Genomic DNA, 18594 nt, shown 5'->3' on the forward strand with positions numbered 1-18594 from the left:
CTCTACTTGAGGCGATTTTGCATTTCAGGGTTCCATACGCTATGCACCGCTGTAATGGCCACTACACCCGCTGTTTCTGTTCTGAGCACACGTTCCCCCAGTGAAACTAGTTGATAGCCGGCAGCCTCTGCCTGAGCCTCTTCTTCGGGGGAGTGACCGCCTTCGGGTCCGATCATGAGGACAATATCTTGAGGGTCATTTTCTAGAAGTGCTGAATACATGCTTTTTGTTGCATCAGGACTAAGAATTAGCTTAAGGACAGGTTTTGGAGTTGCCTTTAAGTAAGCTTCGAATGTTTGGATGGGTTCTAGATTTGCAAAGACAGTACGGTCGCATTGCTCGCAAGCCGCTTGAATGATCCCCTCCCAGTGGGCGAGGCGTTTTTGAGCACGCTCTAAATCGCTCGAACGAGTGAGTTTGAGGATGGATCGCTCGCATTGCATCGGAGCAATATTTTGAGCACCAGTTTCTACCGCTTTTTCAACAATCCAGTCCATTTTGTCGCCGCCAGCCAGTCCCTGCGCCAAAGTAATGGCATATGGGGTCTCTCGATGGGTATCAGTACGGATATCCGTCAACTGAACCTGACCTGTTTTTCCGCTCAATGAGAGGAGTTCCCCCTTAGCTATTTGGCCTTTTCCATCAAATACTGGGAAAAATTCCCCAATTTGGATACGCCTTACGCGCAGATGGTGGGCAACCTCGGGTGTGAGGGTTGTTGGCTTTTGGGATTCCCATGGCCCGGGAAGATAAAATTGAGGCATTACTGAAATATAGCCAATTAATTTTCCAGAGACCACTTTTACGATGTCAAACCTTCAAATTCGCATGGCCAATGCCATTCGCGCCTTATCCATGGATGCAGTACAGCAGGCAAATTCAGGTCACCCTGGAATGCCAATGGGCATGGCAGATATCGCTGTTGGTCTTTGGAACGAGCATTTAAAACATAACCCAACAGATCCGCACTGGATTGATCGTGATCGTTTTGTTTTATCCAATGGTCACGGTTCAATGTTGTTGTACTCGCTTTTACATCTTTCTGGCTACGACTTGCCGATTGAAGAGTTAAAAAATTTCCGTCAGTTGCATAGCAAGACTCCAGGACATCCTGAGTATGGAATTACTCCGGGAGTGGAAACAACGACTGGTCCACTTGGTCAGGGAATCTCTAATGCGGTTGGAATGGCACTGGCAGAAAAATTACTTGCAGAAGAATTTAACCGCCCTGGTCTTAACATCATTGATCACTACACCTATGTATTTTTAGGCGATGGCTGTTTGATGGAAGGTATTAGCCATGAAGTCTGTTCATTAGCTGGCACACTCAAGCTTAATAAGTTAATTGCATTATGGGATGACAATGGCATTTCGATTGATGGCAAGGTTGTTTCTTGGTTTAACGAAGACACTCCTAAGCGTTTTGAAGCCTATGGCTGGAATGTCATTCGTTCTGTTGATGGCCATGATGCAGAAGCCGTATCTGCTGCGATCGCCAAAGCTAAAAAGAGCGATAAGCCAACCCTGATCTGCTGCAAAACTGCAATTGGCCAAGGCTCACCCAATATGGCTGGTAGCGATAAAGTGCATGGCTCACCATTGGGTGCTAACGAAATCGCCGCAACTCGTGTCGCATTAAATTGGCCTTATGCACCATTTGAAATTCCGAAAGATATTTATGCTGCTTGGGATTTTAAAAAGCGTGGTCAAGCAGCTGAGCACGATTGGAATAAAGAATTTCAGAAATATAAAAATAAATATCCAGAGCTCGCCTCTGAATTGCAACGTCGTATGGCTGGCGATCTATCCAAAGATTTTTCATCGACATTAAATGCGTATTTAAAAACTTGCCAGACTAAGGCAGAGACTATTGCAACTCGTAAAGCAAGTCAGAATGCAATTGAGGCTTTGGCACCTGCGTTACCAGAATTCATGGGAGGTTCTGCTGACTTAACCGGATCCAACTTAACTAATTGGTCTTCATGCAAAGCAGTGCGCGCCGATCAATGGGGTAACCATATCAACTACGGCGTTCGTGAATTTGGTATGAGTGCCATCATGAATGGCATTGCCTTACACGGCGGTTACATTCCATTTGGAGGCACGTTCTTAACATTCTCAGACTACAGTCGTAATGCTCTGCGTATGGCTGCATTGATGAAGTTGCGCAGTATTTTTGTCTTTACCCATGACTCAATCGGTTTGGGTGAAGATGGTCCAACCCATCAGTCTGTAGAACATGTTGCTAGCTTGCGCCTTATTCCGAACCTCATGGTTTGGCGTCCCTGCGACACCACAGAGAGCGCTGTAGCCTGGGGTTCAGCCATTGAGCGTAAAAATGGGCCGAGCGCCTTGATTTTTAGCCGTCAGAACTGTCCATTCGTATCTCGTACAGCGGCACAGATTAAAGATATTGCGCGCGGTGGTTATGTATTGCGTGATCCATCTGGCAAGATTGATGCAGTCATTATTGCTACCGGTTCTGAAATTGCTCTTGCATTACAAACTGCACAGCAGTTAGAAAAAGAAGGTTTGGGAGTTCGAGTAGTTTCGATACCTTCAACGACCGTCTTCGATCAACAAGACGCTGCGTATAAAGCAAAAGTATTACCCGCGAATATTCCGCGCATTGCGGTTGAAGCTGGTGTGAGTGATTTCTGGTGGAAGTATGGTTGTGCAGCCGTTCATGGAGTGGATACTTTCGGCGAGTCCGCACCGGCACCAGTCTTGTACGAATATTTTGGTTTAACTGCGGATCGGATTGCGAAGACAGTTAAAGAATGTATTGCAAAGAAATAAAGCAAAGTACGAAATAAATTCAATATTAGTAAGGGGAAATAAATGACAATTCGTGTCGCAATTAATGGTTATGGACGTATTGGCCGCATGGTATTACGTGCCCTGTATGAAGATCAGGTAAACGGTAAGCCACGTCGTGATATCGAGATCGTCGCAATTAATGCGATGGGTGATATTGCTATTAACGCGCACCTTACAAAATATGACTCTGCGCATGGTCGCTTCCCAGTAGATGTGTCTGTTGATGGTGATTACATGGTGGTTAATGGCGATCGCATCAAAATGTTCTGCACTCGTAATCCTGCGGAAACTCCATGGGGTGAATTAGGCGTTGATTTGGTTTTGGAATGTACTGGTAAGTTCACTTCAAAAGAAAAGGCCATGATTCATATTGAGCAGGGCGCGAAGAAAGTATTGATTTCTGCTCCTGGTGAAAAAGATGTGGACGCGACCATTGTGTATGGCGTAAACCAAAATGTATTAAAGCCAAGCGATGTGGTGGTTTCTAATGCAAGTTGCACAACAAACTGTTTGGCTCCATTGGTGAAGCCACTCTTAGAAAAGATTGGCATCGAGTCAGGTTTGATGACTACGATTCATGCATTTACTAATGACCAAGTATTAACGGATGTATATCACAAGGATATGCGTCGTGCGCGCTCCGCTGTTACCAGCATGATCCCAACCAAGACTGGTGCCGCTAAAGCGGTTGGTTTAGTTCTGCCGGCTTTAGCAGGTCGCTTTGATGGTTTCGCGATGCGCGTGCCGGTGATTAATGTTTCTGTTGTTGACTTAACTTTTGCAGCAAGTCGTGCGACAAGCGTCGATGAAGTGAACTCCATTCTCAAGGCTGCCAGCGAAGGTGAGCTCAAGGGGATTTTGGGCTTCAATACATTGCCACTGGTCTCTATCGACTTTAATCATGATCCGCGCCCAAGTATTTATGACGCTTCCCAAACCCGCGTATCTTCTGATGGCAAATTGGTGAAGGTATTGGCTTGGTATGACAACGAGTGGGGTTATTCAGTGCAAATGCTCAATGCCGCCGAAGCTTTGATGGCTGTAAAGTAAGGAAAATAGATAAGATCACCTAAAAGTATCTAAGTGTTGTTAAAAAACGCTTAAATCTTCTTTTATGACTTAATTTTGTGAAAAAGACCTCAAATTGAGGTCTTTTTTGCGTCTAAGCGATTAAAAAACGCTTATTTTGGCTGTTTTACTTAGTTTGTTTATTACGGCAATTCTTTTTTTGGCAATGGCCGTACATAGCTAGAGCGTGTTCCTGGAGCTTAAAACCGAGGTTTTTAGCTATATCTCGCTGCCTTTTTTCGATGGCTTCATCCATAAATTCCTCAACATGGCCGCAATCAATGCAAACCAAGTGGTCATGATGCTGGCCTTCGTTCAGCTCATAGATGGCCCTGCTATCACCCTTGCTGGACTCAAAATGACTGCGTAAAAGCAGTCCAGCCCGCTCAAACTGTGTCAGCACTCGGTAAACCGTTGCTAGGCCTATCTCTTTATCCTCTTTAGCCAGGGCCATAAAGACGTCTTCAGCGCTAAAGTGGGTGCCTCCATTTTGATGAAAAAAATCCAGAATTTTCATCCTAGGCCCAGTAGCTTTTAGGCCTATATCTCGTAAATCTTCGGGGGTGCGGTTTTGGGTCATATATGTGGCATTGGGAGCTAAAATCAATGTCTTAATGATACGGCCAGCCATGCAAAATTGCCTTGAACTTTTTACTCGATTTTTGAACCCGGTTTTGAAGGGTGCCTTTTCCCCTGTTCGGTTAGGAATCATGTCCCTCGCCCTGTTGGGTTTATTGGGGGCGGTTGGGTGTACTTCTGCAGTTGATGAAACTCAACGCGCATGGATGAATAAGATTTTTAGACCTTACGTGCCTGACGTTGTACAAGGAAATTTTATTTCTAGCGAGCAATATTCCAAATTGCAATTAGGCATGACTCGTGAGCAGGTGCGTCAAATTTTAGGCACGCCATTGCTAGCAAGTTACTTCCATGCCAATCGTTGGGATTACATTTTTGAATTCAAGCGCGCTGGACAGTCGATGGGTAAAGAGCGTCATGTCACAGTCTATTTTGATGGTGACAAGGTTGTTAAGTTTGAAGGTGATGCGTTGCCAACCGAAGTTGAGATGGTTGCAGAAATCGATAACTACTCCAAGACAAAGCGCTCATTCTGGGAAGTGATTACTGGATCTAATAAGCCACCCGTTACGCCACCATTACAGCAGCCAGAGTATTTGGTACCAAGCAAGACTGACAATTTATCAGCAGGTACGCCCATACCTGCAGCCGCACCTGCAGCGAATGCGAGCGGCTCATTCTGGGACTTTTTTAGTTTTTCAAATAAACAGCCAGATGCACAGTCTCCGGAGCTTGGACCCGGCACATTAAATGATGTGCCTAAAGCAGCTGATTCGAAATAATAGAAATCACTTTTGTATTGATGCCAAGATGACTGTTTTGGCGCACTTGAATAAGAAGCGAAGAAACACATGATGAAGATTGCAATTGCAGGGGCAACAGGACGTATGGGCAAGATGCTGATTGAGGCTGTCCTCAATACGGCTGACGCTCAATTAGTTGGAGCCCTCGAACATACCTCTTGTTCACAATTAGGTGAGGATGCCGGTGCATTTTTAGGAAAAAAAACGGGCGTATTGATTGCTGCTGATGTTACTCAAGTATTGGCCAATGCAGAGTTCTTAATTGACTTCACTAGACCTGAAGGCACGATGGCTCATTTAGCCGTTGCTGAAAAGACGGGTACCAAAATGATTATTGGCACTACAGGTCTGACGGTTGAGCAAATAGCTGGCCTGAAAAAAGCTTCTACAAAATTAGCGATTGTTTTTGCACCCAATATGAGTGTTGGCGTTAATGCTACTTTTAAGCTCCTTGAGATTGCTGCCAAGATGCTCAATCAAGGGTATGACATTGAAATTATTGAAGCTCACCATAAGCATAAGGTGGATGCCCCTTCGGGTACTGCGCTCAAGATGGGCGAAGTTATTGCGGATGCTTTAGGTGAAAAACTGGATGATGTTGCTGTTTATGCGCGTGAAGGCCACACCGGTGAGCGTAAAGAGGGTTCGATTGGATTTGCGACTATTCGTGGTGGCGATATCGTAGGTGATCACACTGTTTTATTTGCTGGTGATGGCGAGCGTATTGAAATCAGTCACAAGTCTTCAAGCCGTCAGTCTTATGCCCAAGGTTCATTGCGTGCTGCACGCTTCTTACAAAACCAAAGCAGTGGCTTATTCGATATGCAAGATGTTCTTGGCTTGCGTAAGTAAAAGTCAATCAATTAAAAAATAGAAGAAAAGAGTTGTCGAAGAATGAGTAAGGATTATGACTACCGCAGTATTGAAGCGGCAGCGCAAGCTGATTGGGAAGCTGCGCAAGTCTATCAAGTAGCAGAGAACGCAGTTGACGCACAAGGTAAGAAAAAGCCAAAGTACTACGCTTGTTCTATGTTGCCTTACCCATCTGGCAAGCTCCACATGGGTCACGTGCGCAACTACACCATTAATGATGTCATGGCGCGTCAACTTCGCATGCAGGGCTATAACGTTCTCATGCCTATGGGTTGGGATGCGTTTGGTATGCCCGCTGAAAATGCGGCGATTCAGAATAAAGTGCCTCCAGCGAAATGGACCTACGACAACATTGCTTATATGAAAAAGCAAATGGCTGCGATGGGTTTGGCGATTGACTGGTCGCGCGAAGTCGCAACCTGTAGTCCTGATTACTATCGTTGGAACCAGTGGCTGTTCCTGAAGATGCTGGAAAAAGGCATTGCCTATCGCAAGACTCAAGTAGTTAATTGGGATCCAATTGATCAAACCGTTTTGGCGAATGAGCAGGTGATTGATGGCCGTGGTTGGCGTTCTGGTGCATTGGTTGAAAAGCGCGAGATACCTGGTTATTACTTCAATATCACTGCTTATGCAGAACAGTTACTTTCTGGCTTAGATGGTTTGGGTTGGCCTGAACGCGTTAAGACGATGCAGCAAAACTGGATTGGTAAAAGTCGTGGCGTTCGTTTTGCTTTTAAGCACGAGATTGCCGATGACCATGGTAATTTCATTCAAGATGGTCTGCTCTACGTGTTTACTACTCGCGCAGATACCATCATGGGGGTTACTTTCTGTGCGGTAGCGGCTGAACATCCTTTGGCAACCCAAGCAGCAACTAATAATCCAGCGCTTGCTACATTCATTGAGAAATGCAAAACCGGCAGTGTGATTGAAGCCGACTTAGCTACTCAAGAAAAAGAAGGGATGTTTACTGGTTTGTATGTCACGCATCCGTTGACGCATGAACCGGTGCCTGTTTGGGTTGGTAACTACGTATTGATGTCTTATGGCGATGGTGCGGTAATGGGCGTGCCTGCACACGACGAGCGCGATTTTGCTTTTGCACTTAAGTATGACTTGCCAATTAAACAAGTGATTGCGCTTAAAGGCGAATCTCCCATGTTTAATACCACTCGCTGGGAAGATTGGTATGCCCAAAAAGAGGGTGTCGTTTGCTTTAATAGCGCTCAGTTTGACGGCCTATCGCATGATGAAGCAGTGAATGCTGTTGCGAAAGAATTAGAAAAGCTTGGTATTGGTGAAATTAAGACCACCTATCGTTTGCGCGATTGGGGAATTTCTCGTCAGCGCTATTGGGGCACACCGATTCCGATTATTCATTGTGGTGATGAGAGCAATCCTGGTTGTGGAGCTGTGCCTGTACCAGAGGCAGATCTGCCGGTAGTATTACCAGAAGATTGTGTGCCAGATGGCAGCGGTAATCCGCTAAATAAACGTGCCGATTTCTTAAACGTCAAATGTCCGAAGTGCGGCAAGCCTGCACGTCGTGAAACTGATACCATGGATACTTTTGTCGATTCCTCTTGGTATTTCATGCGCTACACCGGTCCAAATGCTAAGACTATGGTGGATGAGCGCAATGAATATTGGATGCCAATGGATCAATACATTGGCGGCATTGAGCATGCGATTTTGCATCTTCTCTATGCGCGTTTCTGGACCAAGGTGATGCGTGATCTCAATTTGATTGCCTTTGATGAGCCGTTCCAGAATTTGCTGACCCAAGGCATGGTTCTCAATGAGACTTACTACTCTGAAGACGCTTCAGGTAAAAAAACTTGGCTCAATCCTCTAGATGTGGAATTAGACCTCGATGAAAAAGGCCGCCCTCAAGGCGCTAAGCTTATTGGTGACGCTTCGAATACACCAGTGATCATTGGTGGCGTTGAGAAGATGTCTAAGAGTAAGAACAATGGCGTTGATCCTCAAGCTTTGATTGATCAATATGGCGCTGATACCGCGCGCCTATTTGTGATGTTTGCTGCCCCACCAGAGCAGCAGTTGGAGTGGTCTGGCGCTGGTGTAGATGGCGCCTCTCGTTTCTTGCGTCGGGTGTGGCTGTATTCCAGTGGTCACGCTAGTGCTTTGCGCGATGCCTCAGATGTCTTGCCTAGTGGCTTGAACGATGCTGAAAAAGAATTGCGTCGTGAAGTCCATGCGATTTTGAAGCAAGCCAATTTTGATTATCAGCGTCGCCAGTACAACACGGTTGTCTCTGCCGCGATGAAAATGCTCAATACACTTGAGCCGATCAAGCTCGACCAGAATGCCGCGATTAGTGCGCCGGTCTTGCGTGAATGCCTGAGTATCTTGTTACGCGTTCTCTATCCAGTAGTTCCACATATGACCCATATGTTGTGGAAAGACCTTGGCTACACCAAGACTTTTGGACCACTGCTTGATGCTCCATGGCCTTCTGTAGATGAGGCTGCATTGGTGCAGACTGAACTGACTTTGATGCTCCAAATTAACGGTAAGTTACGCGGTGATATTAAGGTACCCGCTGACGCAACCAAGGAGCAAGTTGAAACCTTGGCTTTACAAAGTGAGCCTGCACAAAAAGCATTAAATGGTGGCGCGCCGAAGAAGGTGATTGTGGTGCCCGGACGTTTGGTCAATATTGTTGCTTGAATAGAAAAAGAGATATGAGCGTAAATTCCCTACGTCGCACAATGCTAGGCTTCATTGCTACAGCTCCGGTAATGGGGTTGATCGCTTGCGGCTATCGCTTGCGCGGTATGGTGGACTTGCCTTTCAAGGTTATTGCAATTACGGGCAATCCATCCCCGCCACTGAGAGCGGATTTGCAGACAGCAATCTTGACAGGAACGGATGCAAAGGTTGCGATTAATCCTAAAGATGCAGATCTCATTTTGGATATTAATAACGATATCAATGGTCGTGAGATCTTGGCTTATAACTCCAATGGTCAAGTATCAGCCTATCGCCTGAATATTCGAGTTGGATTTAGGGCATATGATTTGGCTGGCGCTGAAATCGTCCCAGAATCTGAGATCTACATGACCAGGGATATAGACTTTAGTGTGTCAACAGTGTTGGCAACTGACGTTCAAATTCAGCAGTTCTTAACTCTGATGCGCAAAGATTTGGCGACTCAGATCCTACGCCGTGTATCTGCTGCTGCAAGAGCGCCGCAAGCAAAATCTTTCTAGAGATGAATTAGGGCATGGTTAAAGTTGATGCCTTACAAGTGCACCTCAAGTCTTTGAGTTCTGGTGGTGCAATGTTGCCGCTCTATGTATTTAGTGGTGATGAGCCTCTGTTGATGATGGAGGCGATGGATCAACTGCGATCTGCCGCCAAGAAACAAAACTTCACTGAGCGCGAAGTCTTATTGCAAGAGCGTGGCTTTGATTGGAGCGCTTTGTTAAATGCCGGTCAAACCATGTCATTGTTTGGCGACAAACGTTGGGTGGAGTTACGAATACCGACCGGTAAGCCTGGTCGCGATGGGGCTGACGCTTTAAAACAATTTGCCGCTCAAATTGCTTCACAAGCTATTGGGTCAGGCGGACCGGATACGGTTGTCTGTATTGTGTTGCCCCGTTTAGATGGTAAGACTAAGACTTCCGCGTGGTTTAGTGCTTTAGATGATGCTGGTATGGCGATTCAGATTGACTCTTTGGATCGTAGTCACTTGCCACAGTGGATTTCTGGGCGATTAAAGCGCCAAGATCAAGAGGTAGAGGTTGGCCCTGAAGGTCAACGCGCTCTTGAATTTATCGCTGATCAAGTAGAAGGTAACTTAATTGCTGCCCATCAAGAGATTTTGAAGTTAGGCTTGCTCTATCCCACTGGCAAGTTGAGCGAAGAGCAAATTCGTTCCTCCATTCTGAAGGTAGCGCGTTACAACGTTTTTGAATTAACTGAAGCCATGCTTGCTGGAGATTTGGCTAGGTTAAATCGCATGCTAGACGGCTTAAAAGGTGAGGGTGAGCCGCTGGTATTGATTCTATGGAGCGTAACTGAGGAGCTTCGGATACTATCTAAACTCAAGGCGGCAAGTGATGCTGGCGAGTCTGTACAGAATCTGATGCGCGCAAACCGGATTTGGGGAAATAAAGAACGTTTATATCCAGCAGCCTTGAGAAGAGTTCAGCCTGTGAAGTTGCGCAGAGCAATGCAGGTTGCTGCCGGATTGGATCGCCAAGTAAAAGGTTTGCATGCTGCAGAGTTGCCAGCAGACCCTTGGGATGGTTTGCGTTTGGTTGGAAATTTATTGCGTTGAGTAGTGCATAAAAAAATTAGTGAATTAGAGAGCAATAAGAGAGTAAGAAATGAGTTCAGCTATAAAAGAAATGATGCAAGATATTGGCATGCGAGCACGAGCTGCATCGCGTGCAATGGCGCGTGCATCTAGCGAGCAAAAAAATCAAGCCTTATTACATATTGCTACAGCTGTTCGTCAAAAAGCAGATGAGATTCAGAAGATTAATCAGGTAGATGTTGAGAGTGCAAAAGTAAATGGGCAAGATGCCGCTTTTGTTGATCGCCTTACTATGACACCTAAAACAATTGAAACCATGGCTTTGGGTTTGGAGCAAATCGTTTCTTTAGAAGATCCAATTGGAAAAATTTCGGCTTTGCAAAAGCAAGCATCCGGAATTGAGTTGGGTCAGATGCGTGTTCCTCTAGGTGTCATCGGCATCATTTATGAATCGCGTCCTAACGTCACGATTGATGCTGCTGCCTTGTGTCTTAAGTCAGGCAATGCGGTGATTCTGCGTGGCGGCTCTGAAGCAATTAATTCCAATACCTTATTAGCGCAGATCATTCAGGATGGCTTGGCTGCTGCTGGCCTACCTAAGGATGCAGTACAGGTCGTAACAACTACAGATCGAAGCGCTGTTGGTGAAATGATCACCATGACGCAATATATTGATGTGATCGTGCCTCGTGGTGGCAAGAGCTTGATCGCGCGTTTGATGGCTGAGGCACGTGTGCCAATGATTAAACACCTGGATGGCATTTGTCATACCTATATTGATGCTGATGCTGATGTCGCGATGGCAGTAAAAGTCTGTGATAACGCCAAGACGCAACGCTATGCTCCTTGTAATGCGATGGAGACATTGCTGGTTAATCAAGAGATCGCACAGAAAGTATTGCCAACCCTTTGCAAGATTTATCAGGACAAGGGTGTGGAGCTACGGGTTGATAGCCTAACTCGCAAAACACTAGAAGCAAATGGATTTCAGAATTTAGTAGATGCCAAAGAAGAAGATTGGCAGACTGAGTACTTAGCACCCATCTTGTCAATTAAGACTGTCGCAAACATTGATGAGGCGATGAATCATATTGAGCAATACGGTAGTAAGCATACCGATGCCATCATTACCAATAACAAGGCACAGGCTGATCGATTCTTGCGTGAAGTCGATAGCGCCAGTGTGATGGTCAATGCTAGCACTCGCTTTGCGGATGGCTTTGAATATGGGTTAGGTGCTGAAATCGGTATTTCGAATGACAAGCTGCATGCCCGTGGTCCTGTTGGGTTAGATGGTTTGACCTCGTTGAAGTATGTAGTAATGGGTCACGGCGAGATTCGCACTTAAAACAAATAGATCAATAAAGCAAAAAATATATGAGCAATGCCTACCTCTGGGTAAAAACCTTTCACATCGTATTTATTACCTCCTGGTTTGCTGGCTTGTTTTATCTGCCCAGAATTTTTGTGAACCTGGCTGAGGAGAAAAATACCGAAGCTTATGCTCGCCTTTTGGGTATGGCCGACCGCCTCTTTCGATTTATGACTATTTTGGCAGTGCCAGCCGTATTACTAGGTCTAACGCTATGGCTTTATTTCGGTATTGGTGCTGGTGATGTTTGGATGCATGCCAAATTATTCTTTGTGATCTTGGTGATTGGTTATCACCATGCCTGCCTAAGCTTGCTCAAGAAATTTCGTGCCGGCGTAAATAAGCGATCCGGTGTTTGGTTACGTTGGTTTAACGAAGTACCAGTCATCTTGCTAGTGATTATTGTGGCTTTGGTGTTGTTTAAGCCTTAAGACCAACCTACTATTATTTGTTTTTTTAATCCCCCTATTTAAAGACTGTTAGCCCCATGAGATTTTTTGTTGTTTGCCCAGGCGGCTTAGAAGTACTGCTTGCCCAGGAGCTGGCAGAGATTGCTGGACGCCCAGAATGTAAGGCTTTGGGAGCATGGGTAATTGATCCCACTCCGACTAGTCCTACTGGTGGCGTTGGTCTTGCTGCACCGATTTCTGCTGCCATGGCGCTGAACTTACATTCACGTATTGCGAGTCGAGTGTTATTGCAAATGGCGCAAGCCCCTTATAGACAAGAGGATGATTTATATAAATTGGCTAGTGGCTTAGCGTGGGAGGAATGGTTTACCTCTAAGCAAACTTTACGTGTCGATGTGACAGCGCACCGCTCCCCATTGAAGAGTTTAAATTTCGCAACACTCAAGATTAAAGATGCCATCGTTGATCGTTTGCGTGATGTAACTGGTGATCGTCCCAGTATCGATACCGCCTTTCCGGATGTTCGTGTGCAAGCGCATTTGACAGCAACTCAAGTCACTATTTATTTGGATACTTCCGGTGAAGCATTGTTTAAGCGTGGCTGGCGTGATGAAAAAGGGGATGCACCCCTAAAAGAAAATTTAGCAGCAGGCATTTTGTCGATAACCACTTGGAAACCGGGTCAGACCTTATTCGATCCGATGTGCGGTAGTGGCACCTTCTTAATTGAGGCTGCACAGATGGCGTTAGCTATTCCTCCTGGGGCAATTCGTGCTGGGATGTATGGTGACGATGCCAAGCCGAGCCGCTTGGCTTATCGTCCCTTAATCACCTCTGCTCATGGTTTTGGATTTCAGAGACTCAAGCCATTTAATGATGCTGCAGAACAAAAGCGCTGGGTAGACTTAAAAGAAGCCGCACTTGCTTTGATGCTAGAAAAGCGTAAGCAACACTCTAGCGTTGAGTCCTTAAAAATTTCTGGTGGCGATATTAATGAGAAATTGGTATCGATGTTTAAGGGCAATTGGCAAAGAGCCCAATTGCCAGATCAACCTATCGTTCGTCAGGTTGATGCTTTAGCAGCGAAAGCCCCGGGTAATTTGAGTGAAGGTGTCATGCTCTTAAATCCGCCTTATGGTGAGCGCCTAGTGATTAAGGGTGGTCGCGGTCAGGATCGCGCCTCTTCTCAAGAGGAAAACTACGATGATGAGCCTGATAATCGTTTTGAGTTGAACTTAGAGACTGGGCGTCAAAGCGCTAAGCGTTCTAGTCGTGAGTCATTGAAGAAGTTGCAAGCTCAAGAAGAGCAGGATCCGAAGTTTGTCGAGTTCTTGCGTCAGTTTGGACAACACCTCAAAGAGGACTTTGGTGGGTGGAATATCTTTGTGTTGACTGCAGATATGGCGCTTCCAGGCCAACTGCGCATTAAAGAATCTAAACGCACACCTTTATTCAATGGCCCATTAGAGTGTCGTTTATTTAAGTTTGAGATGCACGCTAAGCGACCAGCTTAAAGCAAGTAAAAACCTTAAAATAAAAGAACGAGCTTATTACAGCTAAATTCAAGTAGCTAAAAATATTCGGAGATTAAAGCAATGGAATTTAAAACGTATATGTGTTTGATATGTGGCTGGGTTTATGACGAAGCCGCTGGTTTGCCTGAGGAAGGTATTGCACCGGGAACCCTGTGGAAAGACGTTCCTATGAATTGGACTTGCCCAGAGTGCGGTGCTCGTAAAGAAGATTTTGAAATGATGGCGATTTAATTTATTAAATTCGAAAAAATAATGGCAAAAGTAGATCAAAACGAAGCGCTGTTTGAGCGCGCACAAAAGACTATCCCTGGGGGCGTCAATTCCCCGGTGAGGGCTTTTCGTCAAGTGGGTGGAGTTCCCCGTTTTGTTTCTAAAGCCAAAGGGCCTTATTTTTGGGATGCAAATGATCAGCGCTATATCGATTTAATTATGTCTTGGGGCCCCATGATTGTGGGTCATGCAAATCCAGAGGTAGTGGCTGCAGTTCAAAAAGCGGCTGAAACCAGTTTTAGTTTTGGCGCACCTACCGAAGGTGAAATTGAACTGGCTGAGCGTATTTGCGCTTTGATGCCCAGTATTGAGCAGGTACGTATGGTGTCAAGCGGCACTGAGGCAACGATGAGTGCCTTACGCTTAGCCCGTGGGTATACCGGTCGCGATTTGATTATCAAGTTTGAGGGCTGCTATCACGGACACGCTGACAGCTTATTGGTAAAGGCAGGCTCAGGACTGCTTACTTTTGCTGACTCTACACAAAATGCACCTTCTTCTGGTGGTGTTCCACAAGATCTGGTGAAACACACTTTGGTGTTGCCATATAACGATGTAGCAGCCATTGAAGAGGTCTTTAAAAAGCAGGGTGATCAAATTGCCGCTGTCATCATCGAGCCTATTGCTGGCAATATGAACTTGATTAAGCCTTCAAAAGAGTTTTTAGCGGCTATTCGTAGTCTGACTAGCAAGTATGGCGCTGTATTAATTTATGACGAAGTCATGACTGGTTTTAGGGTGGCCTTAGGTGGCGCTCAGTCTTTGCAAGGCATCACTCCTGACCTCACTTGTTTAGGCAAGGTTATGGGTGGCGGTATGCCTATGGCAGCGTTTGGCGGCAAGAAAGAAATCATGTCTAAGCTAGCCCCGCTGGGTAATGTGTACCAGGCAGGTACGCTCTCTGGTAATCCGGTAGCTGTTGCTGCAGGCCTAAAAACTTTAGAGATTATCTCTAGAGAAGGTTTTTATGAATGCTTAACTAGTCAGACCGAGAAGTTAATGGCTGGCTTGAAGCAAGCTGCAGATAAAGCAAATATTCCACTTGCTGTTGATAGCGAAGGCGGCATGTTTGGTTTTTACTTTACCAATCAAGTTCCTGCTTCATTTGAAGCGGTGACTAAATCCAATATTGATGCGTTTAAGAAATTCTTTCATCTCATGCTAGACGAAGGTGTGTATTTGGCGCCTTCAGCGTATGAAGCAGGCTTTACATCCATTGCACATGACAATGAAGTGGTCGATGCCATCGTTGCTGCTGCTGAGAGATCATTTAAAAAACTTTAAACCTTAAAAAGTTTTTAATCCTAAAGAGAAATTACATTCGAAGTGGGTGGTCATAGCCACTCACCTGAATAATCTCTAATTTCTTACTATCTTTATTGGAGCCTGATATTTCTAGGGCAGTGAGTTTTCCGCCCCATACACAGCCAGTGTCTAAGCCAATCACATTGTGTTGGCGTAATAAGCCCAAGGTAGACCAGTGGCCAAAATAGGTAAGGACGTCCTGTGTTTTTCTGCTTGGAACGGTGAACCAGGGAATATAGCCTTTGGGACCCTGCTCTAAACCTTCTTTACTCTCAAATTCCATTTGACCTGCGGGTGTGCAGAAACGCATTCTGGTGAGCGCATTGGTGATCACTCGAAGACGTTCGTAACCTTTAAGTGACTTACTCCACTTATTTGGAGTATTGCCATACATATTGGCCAGAAAGTCTTTGTACGATTTACTGCGTAGTGTTTTTTCAACTTCTTGAGCGCATTCGATTGTTTGCTGTAAGTCCCATTGTGGCAGTACGCCTGCGTGCACAGTTAAAACATTTCCATTGCTCAGTGCCATGGGTCTATTGCGAATCCAATGAATCAGCTCTTTTCTATCTGGAGCCGATAGGATCGGCTGAATCGTATCCAAGCCTTTAGGGTTGCGTAAGCCAGAATCAATGGCTAAAAGGTGCAGATCATGATTGCCTAATATGCATTCGGCACGACCTGACTCCTGTAAAGATTTGAGTTGGCGTAAAGCGCCAAGAGAGTCTGGACCGCGATTAACCAAATCCCCCAAAAAAATCATCTTTGATTTTTGAGGAATTTTTTTAACGAGGGCTTTGAGGGATGGTGCGCAGCCTTGCACATCTCCCACGGCATAGATCTTGCTCATGCCCTATCTTAAATCGGAACTGCAAATAGTGTTCTATTAAGTTCTATGGCGTAATGGATTAGGCAACCTTTTTGACCACGCTATAGCGCACCAAGGTATTTTTCCGCGCTTCATCGTGATCTACTACTGGTAATGGGTAATCTCGGCCAATAACAATGCCAGCAGTCTCTAATTCAATATGGCCAGCCTGCCACGGGGCATGGATAGATTTCTTGGAGAGTTTTTCCAGTTGAGGCAGGTAACGCTTGATGAACTTGCCCTCGGAATCAAACTTCTCTGATTGAGTAATGGGGTTAAAGATGCGGAAGTAGGGCTGTGCATCACATCCTGATGAGGAAGCCCACTGCCATCCACCATTGTTAGATGACAGCTCAAAGTCATTGAGATGTTCGGCAAAATAGGCTTCGCCCCAACGCCAATCAATACCCAAATCTTTTGTCAGAAAGCTCGCAACCACCATACGTAAGCGATTGTGCATATAGCCGCTTTGGTTGAGTTGATGCATTGCTGCATCCACTAGTGGATAACCAGTTTTACCCTCACACCAGGCGGCAAATAATTTTTTAGCCTTAGTTCCAGATTCCCAGGCAATGTTGTCATAGTCAGGTTTAAAAGATGCGCCTGATGCAAGGCGGGGATGATTGGCGAGAATCATGAAATAGAAGTCACGCCAGATCAACTCACTTAACCAAATGGTTGCACCCATACTACCTGCAAGCATAAGTCGATGGGCTTCGCGCACCAAACCTCTGATCGATAACATCCCAAAGCGTAAGTGGGTTGAGAGATAACTTACGCCTTTAATTGCGGGAAAGTCTCTGCCAACTTGGTATTGATCAATGCGGGGTAAGAAGTCCTCTAGGAAGGCCTGACCACCCTCTGAGCCAGGTGGTAGATAGGTTTCAATACCAGTGGCACAAAACCCCATGGATTCTAAAGAAGGAAACGGCTCATTTAACTTTTTGGGGACAGCTGCTAATTGACCTGGCTTTGGATTGCACTCATAAGCGGCTAGATCTTTTTCTTGCAGAGTCTTTAGCCAATTATTTTTATAGGGCGTAAAGATTGAGAAGACAGTATTAGAGTTGGTAAGAATTTCTTTTTTCTCAAAAATAACCTGATCTTTGAAAGTCTCGAATCCAATATCTTGTTTCTCTAATTTGGCTTTAACTATTTCATCGCGTTCAATTGCCGAAGGTTCATAGTCATGATTTACAAATACAGCATCAACGCCAAGTTCTTTGGCAATCTCAGGAATGCACTCAGTCGGCTTGCCAAAGCGAACGATGAGTCCTCCACCTTGTTTACGTAATTCATCATCAATTTGCTTTAGACCTTGCCATATAAAATCCACTCGGCGGTCATGCTTTAGACCTTTGGGATCTAATTCACCCTTGAGCAGGGGTTTGAGAATATCCGTATCAAAGATAAAAGCGAGCCAAACCTTCTCACTTTCCTTAAGGGCGTGGTGAAGGGCAGCATTGTCATAAAGACGGAGATCACGGCGGAGCCAAACTAGAGCTTTTTGCATAGCCCCTATATTAGGGCTTATTTAGCTTCATTGCAGGCGCCTGGGCTTGTCAGTCAGGTTAAGATCGGAGAGAATTATGGATGCCTTATTTTTTGTCATTTCAAAATTACTGCATTTTTTGATAGAGCCACTGAATTGGGTAATTATTTTTGTCATTCTGAGCTTGTTATTTTTAAGCTTGCGAAAGCCGTTGTTATGTAAACGTTTTTTGATCTTTGCTCTGATTGATCTCGTGATTGTGGGTTGGCTTCCTGCGTCGGAGGGGCTCTTGCAGGTTTTAGAGGAAAGAGTGCCAAGCGCTGAATTAGCATCCATATCTGAAAAAGATGTAGCCGGTATTATTATTTTGGGTGGTGCTATCCGTAGCGGAAAGATCGGTCCAGAGCGTGGCGAGGTTTCCTTGGGCGCATCCGCCGAGAGAGTCACTAAAGCATTTGAACTAATGCGTAAGTATCCTGATTTACCTTTTCTCTTTAGCGGTTACTCTGATCGACTTGCGCTTGAGGGGATATCTGAAGCGGATGCATTTAAGCAATTGGTGAAGGAGCAAGGGTTCGAGGGTCGACCTGGGTTTTATGAAAACCAATCTCGCAATACTTATGAGAATGTGATTTACATGAAGCCAATCATGATTCAGGCTTCTCAGGGATCTGCAGCCAAGCCCTGGCTCCTCATTACCTCTGCAAGACACATGTATCGTTCGACGCTCATTTTTCGGAAACAGGGCCTTGAAGTAATACCGGTCCCTGTTGATTATCTTACGGGCCTTGGCCTAAGTTGGGACTCTTTTGATCTTGAAGTAGGGGCTCAGCATTGGAATAAATTGATTCATGAAATAGTTGGCCTTTTTGCTTATTGGATTACCGGAAAAATCTAGATATTCTGTA

17 protein-coding genes are annotated in these 18594 nt (G+C 45.3%); 13 read left to right on the top strand and 4 right to left on the bottom strand.

Annotation, left to right across the window (positions count from 1 at the left end; translation table 11 throughout):
• Positions 1-2: 2 nt before the first annotated feature.
• Positions 3-764 (bottom strand): 16S rRNA (uracil(1498)-N(3))-methyltransferase, encoded by a 762-nt coding sequence (locus tag ICN36_RS04315; protein ID WP_216227173.1) that lies wholly within the window; start codon positions 762-764, stop codon positions 3-5.
• Positions 765-807: 43 nt separating this feature from the next.
• Here ICN36_RS04315 and tkt point away from each other — a divergent pair, with 43 nt between their 5' ends.
• Both tkt and gap read left to right on the top strand, forming a co-directional pair.
• Positions 808-2799, top strand: coding sequence for a transketolase (gene tkt, locus ICN36_RS04320; protein WP_216227174.1), 1992 nt, complete (start codon positions 808-810; stop codon positions 2797-2799).
• Between the two features lie 42 nt (positions 2800-2841).
• On the top strand, positions 2842-3870 hold the full coding sequence (gene gap, locus ICN36_RS04325) for a type I glyceraldehyde-3-phosphate dehydrogenase (RefSeq protein WP_216227175.1): 1029 nt from the start codon (positions 2842-2844) through the stop codon (positions 3868-3870).
• A 145-nt stretch (positions 3871-4015) separates the two neighbouring features.
• Here the strand turns inward: gap and fur are convergent, their stop codons facing one another.
• Complete coding sequence (fur, locus tag ICN36_RS04330) at positions 4016-4468, bottom strand: ferric iron uptake transcriptional regulator (protein ID WP_216152382.1); 453 nt, start codon at positions 4466-4468, stop codon at positions 4016-4018.
• Between the two features lie 130 nt (positions 4469-4598).
• On the opposite strand from fur, the gene ICN36_RS04335 reads away from it, so the two are divergent.
• The 10 genes from ICN36_RS04335 (at position 4599) to hemL (ending at position 15305) form a co-directional block, all read left to right on the top strand.
• Complete coding sequence (locus ICN36_RS04335; protein ID WP_255531232.1) at positions 4599-5249, top strand: outer membrane protein assembly factor BamE; 651 nt, start codon at positions 4599-4601, stop codon at positions 5247-5249.
• A 72-nt stretch (positions 5250-5321) separates the two neighbouring features.
• Entirely contained in the window at positions 5322-6122 is an 801-nt protein-coding gene (gene dapB, locus ICN36_RS04340; RefSeq protein WP_216227272.1) for a 4-hydroxy-tetrahydrodipicolinate reductase, read from the top strand.
• A 42-nt stretch (positions 6123-6164) separates the two neighbouring features.
• Positions 6165-8837, top strand: a complete 2673-nt coding sequence (gene leuS, locus ICN36_RS04345; RefSeq protein ID WP_216227177.1) for a leucine--tRNA ligase — start codon at positions 6165-6167, stop codon at positions 8835-8837.
• 14 nt (positions 8838-8851) lie between these two features.
• Positions 8852-9379, top strand: coding sequence for an LPS assembly lipoprotein LptE (gene lptE, locus ICN36_RS04350; RefSeq protein WP_216227178.1), 528 nt, complete (start codon positions 8852-8854; stop codon positions 9377-9379).
• A 14-nt stretch (positions 9380-9393) separates the two neighbouring features.
• Complete coding sequence (holA, locus tag ICN36_RS04355) at positions 9394-10455, top strand: DNA polymerase III subunit delta (RefSeq protein ID WP_216227179.1); 1062 nt, start codon at positions 9394-9396, stop codon at positions 10453-10455.
• Between the two features lie 49 nt (positions 10456-10504).
• The gene (locus tag ICN36_RS04360; protein WP_216227180.1) at positions 10505-11782 is read left to right on the top strand and encodes a glutamate-5-semialdehyde dehydrogenase; all 1278 of its coding nucleotides are present in this window, start codon (positions 10505-10507) and stop codon (positions 11780-11782) included.
• 29 nt (positions 11783-11811) lie between these two features.
• Positions 11812-12237 carry a CopD family protein gene (locus ICN36_RS04365; RefSeq protein WP_216227181.1) on the top strand — a complete coding sequence of 142 codons (426 nt, stop codon included), beginning with the start codon at positions 11812-11814 and terminating at the stop codon, positions 12235-12237.
• 56 nt (positions 12238-12293) lie between these two features.
• On the top strand, positions 12294-13730 hold the full coding sequence (locus ICN36_RS04370) for a class I SAM-dependent RNA methyltransferase (RefSeq protein ID WP_216227182.1): 1437 nt from the start codon (positions 12294-12296) through the stop codon (positions 13728-13730).
• Positions 13731-13811: 81 nt separating this feature from the next.
• On the top strand, positions 13812-13982 hold the full coding sequence (locus ICN36_RS04375) for a rubredoxin (RefSeq protein WP_011902084.1): 171 nt from the start codon (positions 13812-13814) through the stop codon (positions 13980-13982).
• A 21-nt stretch (positions 13983-14003) separates the two neighbouring features.
• Entirely contained in the window at positions 14004-15305 is a 1302-nt protein-coding gene (gene hemL / locus ICN36_RS04380) for a glutamate-1-semialdehyde 2,1-aminomutase (RefSeq protein ID WP_216227183.1), read from the top strand.
• Positions 15306-15336: 31 nt separating this feature from the next.
• Here hemL and ICN36_RS04385 read toward each other — a convergent pair whose 3' ends face one another.
• Both ICN36_RS04385 and ICN36_RS04390 read right to left on the bottom strand, forming a co-directional pair.
• Positions 15337-16176 carry a symmetrical bis(5'-nucleosyl)-tetraphosphatase gene (locus tag ICN36_RS04385; protein ID WP_216227184.1) on the bottom strand — a complete coding sequence of 280 codons (840 nt, stop codon included), beginning with the start codon at positions 16174-16176 and terminating at the stop codon, positions 15337-15339.
• Between the two features lie 58 nt (positions 16177-16234).
• Positions 16235-17707 (bottom strand): deoxyribodipyrimidine photo-lyase, encoded by a 1473-nt coding sequence (locus ICN36_RS04390; RefSeq protein ID WP_216227185.1) that lies wholly within the window; start codon positions 17705-17707, stop codon positions 16235-16237.
• A 76-nt stretch (positions 17708-17783) separates the two neighbouring features.
• Here ICN36_RS04390 and ICN36_RS04395 point away from each other — a divergent pair, with 76 nt between their 5' ends.
• Positions 17784-18584, top strand: a complete 801-nt coding sequence (locus ICN36_RS04395; protein ID WP_216227186.1) for a YdcF family protein — start codon at positions 17784-17786, stop codon at positions 18582-18584.
• Positions 18585-18594 lie beyond the last annotated feature (10 nt).

It is taken from the genome of Polynucleobacter sp. UK-Gri1-W3 (assembly GCF_018881595.1).
Classification (GTDB): domain Bacteria; phylum Pseudomonadota; class Gammaproteobacteria; order Burkholderiales; family Burkholderiaceae; genus Polynucleobacter.